The sequence below is a fragment of the Bradyrhizobium lupini genome, from assembly GCF_040939785.1.
Classification (GTDB): domain Bacteria; phylum Pseudomonadota; class Alphaproteobacteria; order Rhizobiales; family Xanthobacteraceae; genus Bradyrhizobium; species Bradyrhizobium canariense_D.
The window spans coordinates 1,365,386-1,382,343 of sequence record NZ_CP162553.1 but is presented as its reverse complement, the minus strand read 5'-3'; the positions used below and the strand labels follow the sequence as shown (position 1 = coordinate 1,382,343).

Annotated in this window: 12 protein-coding genes and 2 pseudogenes; 8 read left to right on the top strand and 6 right to left on the bottom strand. The window is 64.8% G+C overall.

Going from position 1 to position 16,958, the window contains the following annotated elements; genetic code table 11:
* Positions 1-99 precede the first annotated feature (99 nt).
* The 4 genes and pseudogenes from AB3L03_RS06865 (at position 100) to alkB (ending at position 3,695) form a co-directional block, all read left to right on the top strand.
* Positions 100-1,448 (top strand): annotated as a pseudogene (locus tag AB3L03_RS06865) (amidase).
* Complete coding sequence (locus tag AB3L03_RS06860; RefSeq protein ID WP_085352194.1) at positions 1,441-2,127, top strand: DUF2848 domain-containing protein; 687 nt, start codon at positions 1,441-1,443, stop codon at positions 2,125-2,127. Before AB3L03_RS06865 ends, AB3L03_RS06860 begins: the two are co-directional and overlap by 8 nt.
* A 158-nt stretch (positions 2,128-2,285) precedes the next feature.
* Positions 2,286-3,032 carry a 2OG-Fe(II) oxygenase gene (locus AB3L03_RS06855; RefSeq protein WP_085352195.1) on the top strand — a complete coding sequence of 249 codons (747 nt, stop codon included), beginning with the start codon at positions 2,286-2,288 and terminating at the stop codon, positions 3,030-3,032.
* Positions 3,033-3,041: 9 nt separating this feature from the next.
* Positions 3,042-3,695: a DNA oxidative demethylase AlkB gene (gene alkB, locus AB3L03_RS06850; protein WP_204513909.1), complete on the top strand. Its 654-nt coding sequence runs from the start codon at positions 3,042-3,044 to the stop codon at positions 3,693-3,695.
* 168 nt (positions 3,696-3,863) lie between these two features.
* Here alkB and AB3L03_RS06845 read toward each other — a convergent pair whose 3' ends face one another.
* From AB3L03_RS06845 to hpaH, 6 genes are all read right to left on the bottom strand, one after another.
* Positions 3,864-5,492 (bottom strand): thiamine pyrophosphate-dependent enzyme, encoded by a 1,629-nt coding sequence (locus AB3L03_RS06845; protein ID WP_368508370.1) that lies wholly within the window; start codon positions 5,490-5,492, stop codon positions 3,864-3,866.
* A gap of 25 nt (positions 5,493-5,517) precedes the next feature.
* Complete coding sequence (locus tag AB3L03_RS06840) at positions 5,518-6,387, bottom strand: fumarylacetoacetate hydrolase family protein (RefSeq protein WP_018456953.1); 870 nt, start codon at positions 6,385-6,387, stop codon at positions 5,518-5,520.
* A gap of 3 nt (positions 6,388-6,390) precedes the next feature.
* Positions 6,391-7,374, bottom strand: coding sequence for a 3,4-dihydroxyphenylacetate 2,3-dioxygenase (gene hpaD, locus AB3L03_RS06835; RefSeq protein ID WP_018456952.1), 984 nt, complete (start codon positions 7,372-7,374; stop codon positions 6,391-6,393).
* A gap of 66 nt (positions 7,375-7,440) precedes the next feature.
* A complete protein-coding gene (hpaE, locus tag AB3L03_RS06830) occupies positions 7,441-8,979 on the bottom strand; it encodes a 5-carboxymethyl-2-hydroxymuconate semialdehyde dehydrogenase (protein ID WP_368508369.1) in 1,539 nt (512 codons plus the stop codon).
* Positions 8,972-9,370 carry a 5-carboxymethyl-2-hydroxymuconate Delta-isomerase gene (locus AB3L03_RS06825; protein WP_018456950.1) on the bottom strand — a complete coding sequence of 133 codons (399 nt, stop codon included), beginning with the start codon at positions 9,368-9,370 and terminating at the stop codon, positions 8,972-8,974. Before AB3L03_RS06825 ends, hpaE begins: the two co-directional genes overlap by 8 nt.
* Before the next feature lie 30 nt (positions 9,371-9,400).
* Entirely contained in the window at positions 9,401-10,207 is an 807-nt protein-coding gene (gene hpaH, locus AB3L03_RS06820) for a 2-oxo-hept-4-ene-1,7-dioate hydratase (protein WP_018456949.1), read from the bottom strand.
* A gap of 110 nt (positions 10,208-10,317) precedes the next feature.
* On the opposite strand from hpaH, the gene hpaR reads away from it, so the two are divergent.
* The 4 genes and pseudogenes from hpaR (at position 10,318) to AB3L03_RS06800 (ending at position 16,944) form a co-directional block, all read left to right on the top strand.
* Entirely contained in the window at positions 10,318-10,836 is a 519-nt protein-coding gene (gene hpaR, locus AB3L03_RS06815) for a homoprotocatechuate degradation operon regulator HpaR (RefSeq protein ID WP_018456948.1), read from the top strand.
* Between the two features lie 239 nt (positions 10,837-11,075).
* Positions 11,076-11,852, top strand: coding sequence for an HpcH/HpaI aldolase/citrate lyase family protein (locus AB3L03_RS06810; RefSeq protein ID WP_018456947.1), 777 nt, complete (start codon positions 11,076-11,078; stop codon positions 11,850-11,852).
* 93 nt (positions 11,853-11,945) lie between these two features.
* Positions 11,946-13,470: pseudogene (locus AB3L03_RS06805) on the top strand (UxaA family hydrolase).
* 204 nt (positions 13,471-13,674) lie between these two features.
* Positions 13,675-16,944, top strand: coding sequence for a DUF2126 domain-containing protein (locus AB3L03_RS06800; RefSeq protein WP_247488103.1), 3,270 nt, complete (start codon positions 13,675-13,677; stop codon positions 16,942-16,944).
* The last annotated feature ends 14 nt before the right edge of the window (positions 16,945-16,958 follow it).

The window sequence follows — 16,958 nt, the reverse complement described above, 5'->3', positions numbered from 1 at the left end:
AACGGTCCAGCAATGCGCATGCATGCCATCATGCGCACAATGCTTGTGTCGAAGTGAGGCAGCGCTATACATTGCGCGCAAATATTCCGTGAGACAGACATGCCCGATTTTTCGACACTGAAGAAGCTCGCCGAAGACCTCGAAAGCGGCCGCACCAGCTCCCGCAAGCTGGTCGAGGCTTGCATCGCCAAAATCGCCGATCCGGCCGGCGAGGGGCAGCGTACCTTCATCCATGTGGACAGGGACGCCGCGCTTGTGGCGGCGGATGCGATGGACGGTTTGCGCAAGGTGAAGGCGGCGCCGTCGCGCTACGCCGGTATCCCGGTCTCGATCAAGGATCTCTTCGACATCAAGGGCCAGGTGACGCGCGCCGGCTCCCGCGCGCTCGATGATTCCTCGCCGGCCGAGCAGGATGCCCCCACGGTAGCGCGGCTGCGCAAGGCCGGCTTCGTCGTGATCGGGCGCACCAACATGACCGAGTTCGCCTATTCCGGCATCGGCATCAATCCGCATTACGGCACGCCAAAGGGCGCCTGGAACCGGGCCGAGGGCCACGTGCCCGGCGGTTCGTCCTCGGGTGCCGCGGTGTCCGTGCTCGACGGCATGGCGCATGGCGCGCTCGGCACCGACACCGGCGGCTCCTGCCGGATTCCGGCGGCCTATAACGGCATCGTCGGCTACAAGCCGACGCAGCGGCGCGTGCCGCTCGACGGGGCTGTGCCGCTGTCGTTCTCGCTCGACAGCATCGGGCCGCTGGCACGATCGGTCAGTTGCTGTGCCATTCTCGATGCCGTGCTCGCCAACGAGCTGATCGGCCCGCTGAAGCCGCGACCTGTCAAGGGCATGCGGCTGGCGGTGCCGACCACGATCGCGCTCGATGACCTCGACGCGGCTGTGGCCGGGACATTCGAGCGTGCGCTCAAGAGCCTTGCCGATCACGGCGCGATCATCGAGCGCATGGAGATGGCCGAATTCCACGACATCGGACCGATGAACGCCAAGGGCGGCTTTGCGGCTTCCGAAAGCTACGCCTGGCACCGCTACCTCCTCACATCCAAGGGTGACGTCTACGATCCCCGAGTCTCCGTGCGCATCATGCGCGGCGAGGCGCAGAGCGCGGCGGACTACATCGATCTTCTCCACGAGCGCCGCTCGCTGATCGCCCGCGTCAATGCGCGGATCGCGCCCTATGACGCGCTGGTGCTGCCGACCACCGCCAACACGCCGCCGAAAATCGCCGATCTCGCCGACGACAAGGAGTTCACCAGGAAAACCTGCGGGCGCTCCGCAATTGCACCCTGATCAACATGATCGACGGTTGCGCCATCTCGCTGCCGGCGCATCGCGAGGGCGAAATTCCCGTCGGCCTGATGCTGGCGGGCGCGGGCGGATCGGACCGCCGTATCTTCGAGCTTGCTGCCGGCATGGAGGCCGTAATTCGTGTTTGACCTGACCTTCACCGTTGACGCCCAGGACACCACCACGCCGCTGACGCTGGCGATCGACCAGATGGTCATCGCCGGCTGGACCGGCCGCGATCCGGTCGCGCGCGACAAGCACATTGCCGAGCTGCAGGAGATGGGTATCGCGCCGCCGGCCTCGACGCCGATCTACTACCGTGCCTCGGCGCGGCGGCTGACGCAGGAGGACAGCATCGAATGCACCGGCGGCGATTCCTCCGGCGAGGTCGAGTTCGTGCTGATCGGCTGGCAGGGTCGCATTTTCGTCGGCTGCGGTTCCGACCACACCGACCGCAAGGTCGAAGCCTACAACGTCACGGTGTCCAAGCAGATGTGCGACAAGCCGATCGCATCCACCGTGTGGGAGCTCGAGGACGTCATCGGCCATTGGGACAGGATGATCCTGCGCTCCTGGGCCACGATCAAGGGCGAGCGCGTGCTCTACCAGGAGGGCACGCTCGACGCGATGCTGCCGGTCGTCGACCTCATCGCGCGTGGCTTCGACGGTGGGAAATTCCCCGACGGCTGCGCCATGTTCGGCGGTACGTTTGCGGCGAAGGGCGGCATCCGTCCCGCCGATCGCTTCGATTTCGAGCTGGAGGACCCCGTGCTGAAGCGCACGATCAAGCACGGCTATGACGTGGTGACGCTGCCGGTGCGGGGCTAAAGTCTCTCCTTCGTCATTGCGAGGAGCTCTTGCGACAAAGCAATCCAGACTGGTTCCGCGGAGGAATTCTGGATTGCTTTGCTCCGCTCGCAATGACGGGGAGAGAGACGGAAATCGGGTGGTAGAGGACGGGGCGGTCCTGCGAAGGTCAGAGAGCCATGACAGCAACAGCACGCAAATCGCCTCAATCCCCGTCAGCGGATACTGCCGCCCATGTCGATGCCCTCGACTGGCCGCAAATCACCGGCGAGCTCGACACCCACGGCTCCGCCGTCCTGAAGGGCCTGCTCACGCCGGAGCAGTGCCGCGCCGTCGCCGCGCTCTATCCCGACGACACCAACTTCCGCAGCCGTATCGTCATGGGCCGCCACGGCTTTGGCCGCGGCGAATACAAATATTTCTCCTATCCGCTGCCCGATCTGATCGCGCAGTTGCGCCCGGCGCTCTACGCGCATCTCCAGGGCGTCGCCAATCGCTGGAACGAGGCGATGGGGATCGACATTCGCTATCCCGCCACTCACGCCGCGTTCCTGAAACGATGCCACGAGGCAGGCCAAACGCGGCCGACGCCGCTGCTGTTGCAATATGAGGCCGGCGATTTCAACTGCCTGCATCAGGATCTCTATGGCGAGCACGTGTTCCCGCTCCAGGTCGCGATCCTCTTGTCCGAGCCGGGACGCGATTTCACCGGCGGCGAGTTCGTGCTGACCGAGCAACGCCCGCGCATGCAGTCCCGCGCCGAAGTGGTTCCGCTCGCGCAGGGCGACGCCGTTGCCTTCGCTGTGCATCATCGTCCAGTGCAGGGGACACGCGGCACCTACCGCGTTAATCTCCGCCATGGCGTCAGCCGGATTCGCTCTGGCCAGCGCTACACGCTGGGTGTGATCTTTCACGATGCGAAATAAACGCTGCCGCTGATGGGGGATTTGTTCGATAATGTCGCCGAAGCTCAGCCGTCGCGCGAGAAGATCGCCGACGGCGCCGTGCTGCTGCGCGGCTTCGTCAAGCCGATCGAAAGCGAGTTGATCGATGCGGTGCGCGCCATCGTGGCGCAGTCGCCGTTCCGGCGCATGACCACGCCCGGCGGGCATCTGATGTCGGTCGCCATGACCAATTGCGGCGAGCGCGGCTGGATCACCGATCATACCGGCTATCGCTATGATCCCATCGACCCGCGGACCGGGGCGCCGTGGCCGGCGATGCCACCCGTGCTCCGCGATCTCGCCCGCCGCGCGGCGGAGCAGGGCGGCTTTACTGGCTTTGCGCCCGATGCCTGCCTCGTCAACCGCTATGAGCCTGGCACGCGGCTGTCGCTGCATCAGGACAAGGACGAGCTGGATTATTCGGCGCCGATCGTCTCGGTCTCGCTTGGGCTACCTGCGACCTTCCTGTTCGGCGGCCTGGCACGCAACGACAAGCCGCGCCGGTTCCGGCTCGTCCATGGCGATGTCGTGGTCTGGGGCGGGGCTAGCAGGCTCGCCTATCATGGCGTCGCGCCGCTCGCCGATGGTGAACATGCGTTGCTCGGGCCTAAGCGGATCAATCTGACGTTTCGCAGGACGCGCTGATCTTCCTTCTCCCCTTTTGGGAGAAGGTGCCTTCCCGAAAGGGAAGGCGGATGAGGGGTCTCCATCCGCGGAGACAGCCCCTCATCCGTCTCGCCGCCGCTGCGCGTCAGCGATCCACCTTCTCCCGCAAGGGGAGAAGGAAAGAGTTCCGGAACGACGATGCTTCGTTTACGGCTTCGGCGGGTGGATGAATGCCCACGGGCTCACTTCCGAATCCCGCGTCACTTCCACCGAGATCAGATACGGCCCGCCATGGGCGAGCGCCTTCTCCATCGCCGCCTTGAACTGATCCGGCGCGGTGACGCGCGCAGCGGCGACGCCAAAGGACTCCGCGAGTTTGACGAAATCCGGATTGACCAGATCCGAGGCCACCACGCGGCCGTCGAAGCGCTCGCGCTGGTCGCGGCGGACATTGCCGTAGGCGTTGTTGTTGAACACCAGCGTCACCACGCCGATGTTGAACTGGACGGCGGTGGCCAGCTCCTGCACGCCGAACATGAAGCCGCCGTCGCCGGTGATCGCCACCACCGGCTTGTCGGGATTTGCGACCTTGGCGCCGAGGGCGGTCGGGAAGCCCGAGCCGAGCGTGCCCTGATAGCCTGATGTGATGAAGGTGCGCGGCTCGTAGATCGGAAAGCCGTACCAGGAGGCGAAACCGAACTGGGACAATTCATCGGTCACGATCGCGTTCGCCGGCAGCACCTCGCGCAGGATGTTGAGATACGCCATTTGCGGCTGGATGCGTTGGATCTCGGCGTGCGCTGTCGCAGTGGCCTCGCGGATCGCTCCCCGCCGGCCGCTGGTCCTGGCATAGCCGGCCTTCTTCACGGCTGCGACCAGATCGGCGGTGCCGGCTTTGGCATCGGCGACGATAGCGACATCGGAGGCGAGCCGGCGCATCTCGGCCGGATCGATATCGACACGAATGGATTTCAGTCCCTTCGGCTGATACGGCCAGCGGAAGCCCGATGCCGGCAGTTCGGCGCGCGTGCCGATCGCGATCATCAAATCGGTCGTCGGCCACACCTTGTAGGCCGCCGCCATGGTCAGGCCGAGCTCATGCGCATTGGAGACGATGCCGCGGCCGCTGCGGAAGGCGACGACGGGCGCGTCGATCATCTCGGCGAGTTCGAGAATCTCCTCGCGCGCTTCGATTGCGCCGCTACCGACGAAGATCATCGGCGCCTTGCTGTTCTTGATCAGCGCGGCCGACTGCTTGATCATATCAGGGTCGGGCTGCGGCGCCGGCAAAGGTTCCAGCACCTGTGCTGCAGCCGTGTCCGCGCGTTGGGTGAAGACGTCCCAGGGCATTTCGACCGAGGCGGGGCCACGCCGTCCGGATGTCATCTCCTGGAAGGCGCGCGCGACGGTGGTCGGCGCGTTGCCGGGATATTCGATCCGGTCCGCCCATTTCACATAGGTGCGTAAGGTCGCGAGCTGGTCCAGCATCTCATGCAGATGGCCGCGGCCCTTGCCGAGAAATTGCGTCGGCACCTGGCCGGTGACGCACAGCACCGGCTCGTTGCAGCCGAAGGCGGTGAGCAGCGCGGCGCTGGCGTTGAGCACGCCGGGGCCGGGCACCACGCTGAACACGCCGGGCCTGCCGCTGGAACGGGCATAGCCGAACGCCATGTAGCCGCAGGCCTGCTCGTGCCGCGCGCCGATCACCTTGAGCTGGGCCTGGTGGAAGGCGTCGAACAGGCCGTAGACCTGCGCGCCGGGCAGGCCGAACACGGTGTCGACGCCGTGGGCGACGAGGCCGCTTACGATTGCTTCGCCGCCGGTGAGGGTGGTCATGGCACTATTCCATTTCAATCGGTGTTCAGGCTTCGTCGACGACGCCGTTGCGTAAGGTTCCGATGCCCTCGGCTTCGACCTCGACGACATCGCCAGGCTTCAAGTAGCGCGGCGGATCGAACCGTGCCCCGGCGCCGGTCGGCGTGCCCGTGACGATGATATCGCCGGGAACGAGCGTCGCGAAGGTCGAGATATAGCTGATGAGATAGCGGAACGGGAACATCAATCGGCTGGTGCGGTCGTCCTGGCGCAGCTCGCCATTGACATGCGTGGTGAGGCGGATGTCGGCAATCTGCGATTCCTGCGTGTAGGGCACCAGCCACGGGCCAAGGCTGCCGCTGGAATCGAAGTTCTTGCCCTGCGTGACGTTGAACTTGGCATGGCGCAGCCAGTCGCGCACCGAGCCTTCGTTGCAGAGCGTCAGCGCGGCGATGTGATCGAGCGCAGAACTTTCCGGAATGTGTCGGCCTTGCTTGCCGATCACCAGCACGATCTCGCCTTCATAGTCGAGCTGCGCGGAGGCGCGCGGGCGCACCAGCGGCGTGTCGTGGCCGACGAAGGAGCGCGGCGAGCGCATGAACATGCTCGGATATTTCGGCGCGTCCTGGCCGTCCTTGTACTCGGCATTGCGGTCGGGGTAGTTGACGCCGATGCAGATGATCTTTTCCGGCGCGGGCACCGGCGGCAGCCAGATGATGTCGCCGAGTGTATGATCGGGCGTGCGGCCGGCAGCCTCTTCGGCGAGGCTCGCGAGCTGTCCTGCCGCGATCACCTCGCGCAGCGTCGGATAATCCTTGGCGTGGCGCGCGGAGAGATCGACAATGCCGCCGTCGACGACGGCGCCGTAGCTGACGGCGCCGTTGACGGAATAGGTGGCGAGGCGAGGGAGATTCATTGCTTAATCCGCCACCAGCACGTCGGCCACGAACTTCGGCTCGCGCACGGCTTGCCCGGCGAACGGCGAGCCCTGCTCGAACCACGAGCGCGGGGCCGGCGCGCCCCACAATGTCTGGCGGCGCGGATCGCGCAGCGACCAGCGCAGCGGCTCGTGGTCGTGATCGCCGGTGAAATAGTCGCTGGTGTAGAGCTCCAGCCGGTGGCCATCGGGGTCGCGAACATAAAGGAAGAACGCATTCGAGATGCCGTGGCGGCCGGGGCCCCGCTCGATGTTCTTCACGAAGCCCTGCGAGGCCATGACATCGCAGAGATGGATGATGTTCATCGCCGTCGGCGTCCAGTACGCGAAGTGGTGCAGCCGCGGGCCCTTGCCGTTGGTGATGGCAAAGTCGTGGACATTGCCCTTGCGATGCATCCAGGCGGCGGCGATGCGCCCGTTCGGTCCGTCCTCCTCCGCGTATTCGGTGAGGCGAAAGCCGAGCCGGGCGTAGAATTCGACGGTGTCCTGCACCTCGGCGGCGAACACGTTGAAATGGTCGAGCCGCTGCGGATGGCAGCCCCTGTAGAGATCGTAGCGGCGCAGCAGATGCGGCCGCCGGTCCATCGACGCATATAGCTCGATCTGGAAGCCGAACGGATCGGTGAACTGCAGCGTGCGGCCCTGGAACGGCTGATCGACGAAGGCGTAGCCAAGGCCGTTCTCGGACAGGAACTTCGCAGCCTTGTCCAGATCCCCGTCGTTGCCGACCTTGAAGCCGAGGCGGTTGCAGGCAGGCGCGGCCGCCTTGCGCAACACCAGCGAGTGATGCTGATGCTCCTCGGCGGCGCGCAAGTAGACGACCTTGTCGTCGGCGTCCTCGACATGCAGGCCGACAACGCTTTCATAGAACTCGCGGCTGAGCTTCAGGTCGGTGACGTCCAGCACGGCGTGGCTGGAGCGGATGATGTTGAACGGCGGCTCGAAGATATGTTGCGGTACGGGCATTGCGTTTCCCCTCTCTAGACCCAGCCATTCCTCGTTGGCGCTCCGCGCGCCGAGGAACCGCGGGCGTTAGATTCCCAGCTTCTGAATCTTATGCGTGCCCCGCGCCAGCGAGACGTGCTTGGTTTCCATGTAGAAATCGAACGAGTAATCGCCGCCGTCGCGGCCGATGCCGGAGGCCTTCATGCCGCCGAACGGCGTCGGCAGATGGCGGACGTTTTCCGAGTTCAGCCAGATCATGCCGGCTTCCAGCGCATCCGCGACACGCAACGCGCGGCCGACATCGTTGGTCCAGACATAGCCGGTCAGGCCGTAGCGGATGTCGTTGGCGATCTCGATCGCGTCTGCTTCGTCCTTGAAGGGCAGCACGGTGAGGAAGGGGCCGAACACCTCTTCCTGCGCCACGCGCATCTTGCCGTGTGCGCCGGTCACCAGGGTCGGCTCGACATAATATCCGCCGCCCGGGCCATCATAGGCCTTGCCGCCGACGGCAATCGTCGCGCCGTCCTGGCGTGCGACGTCGAAATAGGAGCAGACCTTCGCGAGATGACCTTCGTGGATCAGCGGCCCGATCTCGGTGGCGGGATCGAGGGGATGGCCGACCTTCAGCGCTTTCACCCGTGCGGTCAGCTTTTCGACGAATTTTTCGGCGATGCCGGCCTGGATCAGCAAGCGGCTCGACGACGTGCAGCGCTCGCCGTTGAGCGAGTAGATCATGAACACGACCGCATCGAGCGCGCGGTCGAGATCGGCGTCGTCGAACACGATCACCGGGTTCTTGCCGCCGAGTTCGAAATGCACGCGCTTCAAGGTCGGCGCGCCCTGAACCATGATCGCCGAGCCCGTCGAACTTTCGCCGACGAAGCCGATCGCCTTGATGGCGGGATGCTCGGTCAATGCCTTGCCGGCCTCTTCGCCAAAGCCATGTACGGTATTGAGCACGCCGTCGGGCACGCCGGCTTCCTTGACGAGCTTCGCAAGAATGGCCGCCGTGACCGGCGACCACTCCGCCGGCTTGTGCACGACGGTGCAGCCGGCCGCGAGGGCAGGGGCGATCTTCCAGGTCGAGAGCATGAACGGCGTATTCCACGGCGTGATCACGCCGACCGGGCCGATCGGCACGCGCGTCGAGACGTTCCAATGCTCGTCGCTCGGTGTGTTCTGGCCGTCGCGCGCCTCGCCGCATCGATCGGCAAAGAAGCGGAAATTCTCGGCGGCGCGGATCGCGGCCTTGGCCATGAAGCGATAGGCCTGGCCGGTGTCGATGCATTCGAGCACCGCGATGTCCTCGGCATTGTCCTCGATGGCGTCGGCGACCCGATGCAGCAGCTTCTTCCGCATCGCCGGTCCCATGTCGCGCCAGGACTTGAAGGCCAGCGCGGCAGCGGTGGCGGCGCGATCGACATCCTCGGCATTGCCGCGGGCGACGCTCGCCAGCGTCGCGCCGTCGACCGGCGATTTCGTCTCGAACGTCTCGCCGGAGATCGACGGCACGATCTTGCCGTCGATCATGTGGCCGATACCGTCGGCACGCAGCGTCTTCAGCAGCGGTGCGATGCGGTCGCGATTGGCCTGGAATACGTCGGTTTTCGGCGTGGGCTTATCCATGGGCGGCCTCCGCTTTCAGGGCGTCGTGGATGTTGTTGCGCTTCCAGCTCGTATCCTTGTCGTTGATCTGCATGTCGAACGAGAGCGCGAATTTCGAGCTTGCGAAGACGGGATCAAGATGGCGGGAGAGCGCATGGAAGATTTGTTCGCCGGCTTTCTTGCGGGTTGGCAGATCGCGGCCTTCGCCGATGCGCAGCACCATGTCGAGAAAGCCGTAGTCCTGCCGCGCGTCCGCAATCGCATAATGCTCGCATTTGACAGCGCGGACGCGGATGCCGCCGAGCGGGAAGATGCCGGTCTCGACCGCAGCCTTGCGCACCACCTCGCACGCCGCGCCGATGTCGAGGCGGTCGTCGAGATTGGCCGAATATTCGATCGTGAAATGCGGCATCGCGGTTTCACTCCCTGTCTTTTTGGTCGTCTAAGCGAAGTAGCAGCTCACCGAGCCGTAGGCGCCATAATCGGCTTGAATTGTGTCGCCCTTGCGGGTCTCGATCGGACGGATGAAAGAGCCGGCGAGCACGATTTGCCCGGGCTCAAGCGCAAGGCCGAGCGGTGCGATCTTGTTGGCGAGCCAGGCGACTGCAGTCGCGGGATGATTGAGCACGCCGGCGGCAAGGCCGGTCTCTTCCAGCTGGCCGTTCTTGAAACAGAGCGCGCCGATCCAGCGCAGGTCCGCGTCCAGCGGGCGGATCGGCCGTCCGCCGAGCACGATGCCGGCATTGGCCGCGTTGTCGGCAATGGTGTCGAAGATCTTTCGGGTCGCCTTGGTCTGGGGATCGACGCGCTCGATCCGCGTGTCCAGAATCTCCAGCGCCGGCACCACGAAGTCGGTGGCGTTGAGCACGTCGAACAGTGTGCAGTCGGGGCCCGCGAGGCGCTTGCTCATGACGAAGGCGAGCTCGGCTTCCACGCGCGTCGCGATGAAGCGCTCCGTCGGGACGAGGCCACCATCGGCGAAGAACATGTCGTCGAGCAATACGCCGGAATCCGGCTCGTTGATGCCAAGCGCGCTCTGCATCGCCTTCGAGGTCAGGCCGATCTTGTGTCCCCGGACGATGCGCCCCTCGGCGACCTTGACGTCGACCCAGGCCTTCTGAATCGCGTAGGCGTCAGCGATGCTGATGTCGGGAAAGTCCTGCGAGAGCTGCCGGATCTGCGTACGGGTCTTTTCCGCGTGGTGCAGACGGTTCGCGCAAGCTCGGATATCGTCGTTTGAAAGCGCCATGTGTAATCTTACAAATCGTCGTGCCGGAAGATACTTAACATGTTAAGTGAATGCGTCAATCGCAAATTGGCTTGCTGCACTGCAAACGTTTCGCGGCTTGAAAGGGCGTCATGACGAAGAGACCGGCTGATCCTGCGAACGGAAGTGAGCCCGCCGTGCGGCAGGTGCCGATGCGCGACTTCTCGCGTTCGCTGCCGATGTCGTTGCTGCGGGCACGCGAGGCGGTGATGCGGCAATTCCGTCCCTCGCTGCGCACGCATGGCCTGACCGAGCAGCAATGGCGCATCCTGCGCGCGCTCGCGGCGATCGACACGGTCGAGGTCACGGAACTCGCGCGCACCGCGTTCCTGCTCGGCCCGAGCCTGTCGCGCATCCTGCGTGATCTCGAGGCGCGCAATCTGATCGAGCGCAAGACCGCCAAGGCGGACCAGCGCCGCAGCATGGTCTCGATCTCGGAAAAGGGCGTGAAGCTGATGGCTTCCGTCGCGCCGTCCTCCGAAGCGATTTATGCCGAGATCACGCGCCGCTTTGGCGCACGCAAGCTCGTCGAATTGCAGGAGATGCTCAGCGAGCTCGAACAAAGTCTCGCAGGGCTCGGCGCGGGCGAGGAGGCAAGTGCCGAGGAGTGAAAGCAGATATGCGCGAGCGCGCGGCAACAATCATGGACATCGCCGCATTTTTTCGCTCAAAGTGCCCCGCAGCCGATGCGCAAAAATCGGCGCGCCGGGACGGATTGCGCCGCCTTTGCCAGTGACAGCTTGCGTCATCGCGAGCGTAGCGCGGCGGTCGGGTTCGCGCTAATAACGGCATCGTGCTGTCGCGGCGCTCGTCATGGTGACGAAGGTCCAAAACAAAGAAGGAAGGCAACGTGGCGAACAAGGTCAAGGAAATCTGGAAGTCGGGCAAGGCCGTGGTCAACGCGTGGCTCGCGATTCCCTCCGGCTTCTCGGCCGAGATGATCGCGCAATGCGGCTTCGACAGCGTCACAGTCGACATGCAGCACGGCGTGCAGGATTATCTGTCGATGGTGCAGTGCTTCCAGGCGATGGACAAGCATCCGATCACGCCGATGGTCCGCGTGCCCTGGAACGAGCCCGGCATCATCGGCAAGGTGCTCGATGGCGGCGCCTATGGCGTGATCTGCCCGATGGTCAACACGCCGCAGGAAGCCAGGAACCTCGTCTCCTATGCCAAGTACCCGCCGAAGGGCGTCCGCTCCAACGGCCCGATCCGCGCCGGCATGTACGGCACCGCGGGCTCCTACCAGAAGACGGCCAACGACGACATCGTGCTGCTGCCGATGATGGAGACCAAAACCGCGGTCGAGAACATGGAAGCGATCTTCGACGTCGAAGGCATCGACGGCGTCTATATCGGCCCGTCCGACCTCGGCTTCTCCTACGGCCTCGAACCGAAGCTCGATCGCACCGAGCCCGAGATCCTTGCGATCTACGAGAAGATCATCAAGGAGTGCGGCAAGCGCGGCCTCAATCCGGGCATCCATTGCAGCGGCGCCGAAGGTGCCGCGCGCGCCATCAACATGGGCTTCAAGCTGGTGACGCTCTCGAACGAGGTCGGCCTGATGACGACCTACGCCAAGATGCAGGTCAACGCCACCCGGAAGGATTCCGGTGGCAAGGCCTGAGAACTCGCGAATGGCGATGGGGAGTAGCGAATGAGCTGCTCCCCTTTTCCATTCGCCACTCGCTACTCACTATTCGTCTGAAGGAGACCTCCCATGACCATCAGCCCCGTCATTCGCCTGCATCCCGATGATGGCGTGCTGATCGCGCGCGCGAGCTTGCCGCCGGGAACATTGGTGGCCGACGGCGTGACGACGGTCGAGCGCATTCCTTCCGGCCACAAGGTCGCGATCAAGCCGATCGCATTGGGCGAGCCGGTGATACGCTACGGCCAGATCATCGGCTTTGCGACGGTGCCGATCGCGCCGGGCCAGCACGTGCACGTGCAGAACTGCGGCATGGGCGATTTCGCCAAGGACTATGCCTATTGCGTCGACGTCAAGCCGACGCCGAATTTCGATCTGCCGGCGAGTTTCGAAGGCATCCGCCGTCCGGACGGCCGCGTCGCCACGCGCAACTACATCGGCATCCTCACCTCGGTGAATTGCAGCGCGCATGTCGCAAGCCTCGTCGCCGACGTCTTCAAGAAGAATCCGTTCACCGGCGACAATCCGCTGGCCGACTTCCCCAATGTCGACGGCGTGGTCGCGCTGACCCACAAGACCGGCTGCGGCATGACGCAGAACGAGCCCTTAGCGCTGCTCCGCCGCACGCTCGGTGGTTATGCACGGCACGTGAACTTCTCTCATGTGATCGTGCTCGGCCTCGGCTGCGAGGTGAACCAGATCGGCGGCCTGATGGAGGAGCAGAAGCTCGCGGGACGTCTGCGTGCGATGGACATCCAGGAGGTCGGCGGCACCCGCAAGACGGTGGAAGCCGGAATTGCCTTCGTGCGCGAGGCACTCGCGGAGTCCAACAAGGTCAAGCGCGAGTCCGTTCCGGTGAGCGAATTGACCGTGGCGCTGCAATGCGGCGGTTCGGACGGCTATTCCGGTGTTTCCGCCAATCCGGCGCTGGGTGCGGCCAGCGATCTCATCGTACGTCACGGCGGCACCGTGATCCTGTCGGAGACGCCGGAGACCTATGGCGCCGAACATTTGCTCACGCGCCGCGCCGTCAGCCGCGAGGTCGGCGAGAAGCTGGTCGATCTCATGCGCTGGTGGGACGAATACACGACGCGCGAAGGCGCCGAGATGAACGCCAATCCCAGCCCGGGCAACAAGGCCGGCGGCCTCACCACCATTCTGGAGAAGTCGCTCGGCGCGATGGCGAAGGCCGGCACAACCAACCTCGTCGAGGTGCTGCGCTACGCCGAACCCATCACCAAGAAGGGTTTCGTGTTCATGGACACCCCCCGGCTACGATCCGGTCGCCGCGACCGGGCAGGTCGCCGGCGGCGCCAATCTGGTCTGCTTCACCACGGGCCGTGGCAGCGTGTTCGGCTGCAAGCCGGCGCCCTCGATCAAGCTCGCCACCAACACGCCCATGTACAAGCGCATGGAAGAGGACATGGACGTCAATTGCGGCACCATCCTCGAAGGCGAGGAGAGCGTCCAGCAATGCGGCCAGCGCATTTTCGATCTCATCCTCAAGACCGCGTCGGGCCAGCCCACCAAGAGCGAGAGTTTTGATTTCGGCGGCGCCGAGTTCGCGCCCTGGGTGCTGGGCGCGACGATGTAAGGGGACTTCGTAGCCCGGATGGAGCGAAGCGCAATCCGGGACAAGTCAGTCTGCGGGTGAAGAACCCCGGATTACGCTTCGCTCCATCCAGGCTACGGGTGGGCTATGGCGGATACTTCCTAGGCACCCTCTGCCCGTTGTTAATGCTTGATCGAGGTCACCAGCGGTGTTCTGCTCAAAAAAGCTGCTGGAGTACCGCACCCCGTGTCGATCTACGTCGCACTACACCACGTCACGCACTACAAATACGACCGTCCGATCGATCTCGGCCCGCAGACCATCCGTCTGCGGCCGGCGCCGCATACCCGCACGCCGATCCTGAGTTATTCGCTCAAGGTCACTCCGGCCAATCATTTCGTGAACTGGCAGCAGGATCCGCTGGGCAATTGGATCGCGCGTTACGTCTTCCCGGAGAAGACGACCGAGCTCAAGATCGAGGTCGATTTCACGGCGCAGATGACCACGGTCAATCCGTTCGACTTCTTCGTCGAGCCCTATGCCGACAGCTTTCCGTTCGAATATACGCAAGATCTCAAGACCGAACTCGCGCCTTATCTCGAGACCGTCAAGCCCGATCGGCTGTTCGCGAAATATCTCGACACGATCCCGCACGAAGCCCCGAACACCGTCAACTTCCTGGTCGATCTCAACAGGGAGCTGCAGAAAAGGATCGGCTACGTCATCCGCATGGAAGCGGGCGTGCAGACGCCGGAGGAGACGCTCTCCTCCGCGGCCGGCTCGTGCCGCGACTCCGCCTGGCTCCTGATCCAGACCTTCCGGCACCTCGGTCTCGCCGCCCGTTTCGTCTCCGGCTATCTGATCCAGGTCCGTCCCGACATCGATCCGATCGAGGGGCCGCCGGAGGTCGAGAACGATTTCACCGATTTGCACGCCTGGGCCGAGGTCTACCTGCCGGGCGCGGGCTGGATCGGCTTCGACGCGACCTCGGGCATGCTCGCGGGCGAAGGCCACATCCCGGTCGCCGCGACACCGCACTACCGCTCGGCCGCGCCGATCTCCGGCGGCGCGGGCTTTGCCGAGGTCGAATTCGCCTTCGACATGAGCGTCAAGCGCATTCGCGAGGCGCCGCGCATCACAAAACCGTTCTCGGACGAATCCTGGATACGGCTCAACGATCTCGGCGAGCAGGTCGACGGCGATCTTGCGGCGCAGGACGTGCGTCTGACCATGGGCGGCGAGCCGACCTTCGTCTCCGTCGATGATCTCGAAGGCGCCGAGTGGAACACGGACGCCGTCGGCCCGACCAAGCGCGGGCTCGCCGACGATCTGATCCGTCGCCTGCGCGCGCGTTTCGGACCCGGCGGCCTGCTGCACTTCGGGCAAGGCAAATGGTATCCCGGCGAAAGCCTGCCGCGTTGGGCGTTTGGCCTGTACTGGCGCAAGGACGGCGTGCCGATCTGGAAGAATGCCGACCTCATCGCCAGCATCGAAAATCCGCGGTCGGCGCAGGCCAAGGACGTCCAGGCGTTCGTGGAGGGCACGGCGCTGCGGCTCGGGCTCGATCCCGGCTACATCATGCCAGCCTATGAGGACACCGCGTACTGGCTGCAGAAGGAATCCGAGCTTCCCGTCAACGTCGATCCTTCCGATTCCAAATTGTCCGATCCGGAGGCCCGCGCGCGGATGGCGCGGGTGTTCGAACAGGGGCTCAACAACCCTCGCGGCTTCGTGCTGCCGGTGCAGCGCTGGAATGCGGCGCCACGCTGGCGCAGCGAGCGCTGGCAGCTCCGGCGCAGTCATCTGTTCCTGATGCCGGGCGATTCGCCGCTCGGCCTGCGCTTGCCGCTGGACTCGCTCGGCTATGTCCCGCCCGATCAGTATCCCTACATCGTCGAGCGGGATCCGATGGAGGCCCGCGGCAAGCTGCCGGTGTTCAGCCTTCCGGCGCGTCCGGACGCGCCGGAGCGGCTCGAGCCCGAACAGCTCAACACCTCGGTCCCCGTCCGCACCGCGATGTCGGTCGAGGTCCGCGACGGCGTGCTCTGCGCCTTCATGCCGCCGGTCGAGCAGATCGAGGATTATCTCGAGATGATCGCGGCGCTCGAAGCGACTGCCGAGGAGATGCAGCTCCAGGTCCATGTCGAGGGTTATCCGCCGCCATTCGATCCGCGTGTCGACGTCATCAAGGTGACGCCCGATCCCGGCGTGATCGAGGTCAACGTCCAGCCGGCAAAGAACTGGCGCGAGGCGGTCGACATCACCGTCGGGCTCTATGAGGATGCCGGCAAGACACGCCTCGGTGCCAATCGCTTCCTGGTCGATGGTCGCCACACCGGCACCGGCGGCGGCAATCACGTCGTGGTCGGCGGCTCGAGCCCGCAGGACTCGCCGTTCCTGCGCCGGCCTGATCTGTTGAAGAGCCTGGTGCTGCACTGGCAGCGGCATCCGTCGCTGTCCTATTTCTTCTCCGGCCTGTTCATCGGCCCGACCAGCCAGGCGCCGCGCATCGACGAAGCCCGCCACGACAGCATTTACGAGCTCGAGGTCGCGCTCACGCACGTGCCGCCGCCGGGCACTCAGGCGCCGCTGTGGCTGGTAGATCGCTTGTTCCGGCATCTCCTCGTCGACATCACCGGCAACACCCATCGCGCCGAGATCTGCATCGACAAGCTCTATTCACCGGACGGCACGACCGGCCGCCTCGGTCTCGTTGAATTCCGCGCGCTCGAAATGCCGCCGGATCCACGCATGTCGCTGGCGCAGCAGCTGCTGATCCGCGCGCTGATCGCAAAATTCTGGCGCGAGCCGCAACAAGGCAAGTTCGTGCGATGGGGCACCGCGCTGCACGACCGCTTCATGCTGCCGCACTTCATCTGGGAGGATTTCCTCGAAGTGCTCACCGAGTTGAAGCAGTCCGGGTATCCGTTCGAGCCTGAATGGTATCTGGCCCAGCTCGAATTCCGCTTCCCCGCGTTCGGCCGCATCCATCATGGCGGCGTGACGCTGGAGCTGCGGCAGGCGCTGGAGCCTTGGCACGTCCTCGGCGAGGAGGGCTCGGCCGGCGGCACCGTGCGCTATGTCGACTCGTCGGTCGAGCGGCTTCAGGTCAAGGCGGAAGGCTTCGTCGCGGGCCGCCATATCGTCGCCTGCAACGGCCGCCGCCTGCCGATGACCGCCACCGGCCGCTCTGGTGAAGCCGTGGCCGGCGTCCGCTTCAAGGCCTGGCAGCCGGCCTCAGGCCTGCACCCGACCATTCCCGTTCATGCGCCCCTGACCTTTGACCTCATCGACACCTGGAACGGCCGCTCGCTCGGCGGCTGCGTCTATCATGTCGCCCATCCGGGCGGCCGCAGCTACGACACCAAGCCCGTCAACACCTACGAGGCCGAGGCGCGGCGGCTGGCGCGCTTCCAGGACCATGGCCATACGCCGGGTCCGATGCAGCCGCCGCCCGAGGAACGCACAAATGAGTTTCCGCTGACCCTCGACTTGCGGACCCCGCTCCTGCAATGAGTATGATGCCGGGG

What these genes read in the sequence shown, in the direction of transcription:
- AB3L03_RS06825 (WP_018456950.1), bottom strand. Translation starts at nt 9,370, where the DNA reads ATGCCGCATTTCACGATCGAATATTCGGCCAATCTCGACGACCGCCTC.
- hpaE (WP_368508369.1), bottom strand. Translation starts at nt 8,979, where the DNA reads ATGGATAAGCCCACGCCGAAAACCGACGTATTCCAGGCCAATCGCGAC.
- AB3L03_RS06855 (WP_085352195.1), top strand. Translation starts at nt 2,286, where the DNA reads ATGACAGCAACAGCACGCAAATCGCCTCAATCCCCGTCAGCGGATACT.
- hpaH (WP_018456949.1), bottom strand. Translation starts at nt 10,207, where the DNA reads ATGGCGCTTTCAAACGACGATATCCGAGCTTGCGCGAACCGTCTGCAC.
- AB3L03_RS06845 (WP_368508370.1), bottom strand. Translation starts at nt 5,492, where the DNA reads ATGACCACCCTCACCGGCGGCGAAGCAATCGTAAGCGGCCTCGTCGCC.
- hpaD (WP_018456952.1), bottom strand. Translation starts at nt 7,374, where the DNA reads ATGCCCGTACCGCAACATATCTTCGAGCCGCCGTTCAACATCATCCGC.
- hpaR (WP_018456948.1), top strand. Translation starts at nt 10,318, where the DNA reads ATGACGAAGAGACCGGCTGATCCTGCGAACGGAAGTGAGCCCGCCGTG.
- AB3L03_RS06840 (WP_018456953.1), bottom strand. Translation starts at nt 6,387, where the DNA reads ATGAATCTCCCTCGCCTCGCCACCTATTCCGTCAACGGCGCCGTCAGC.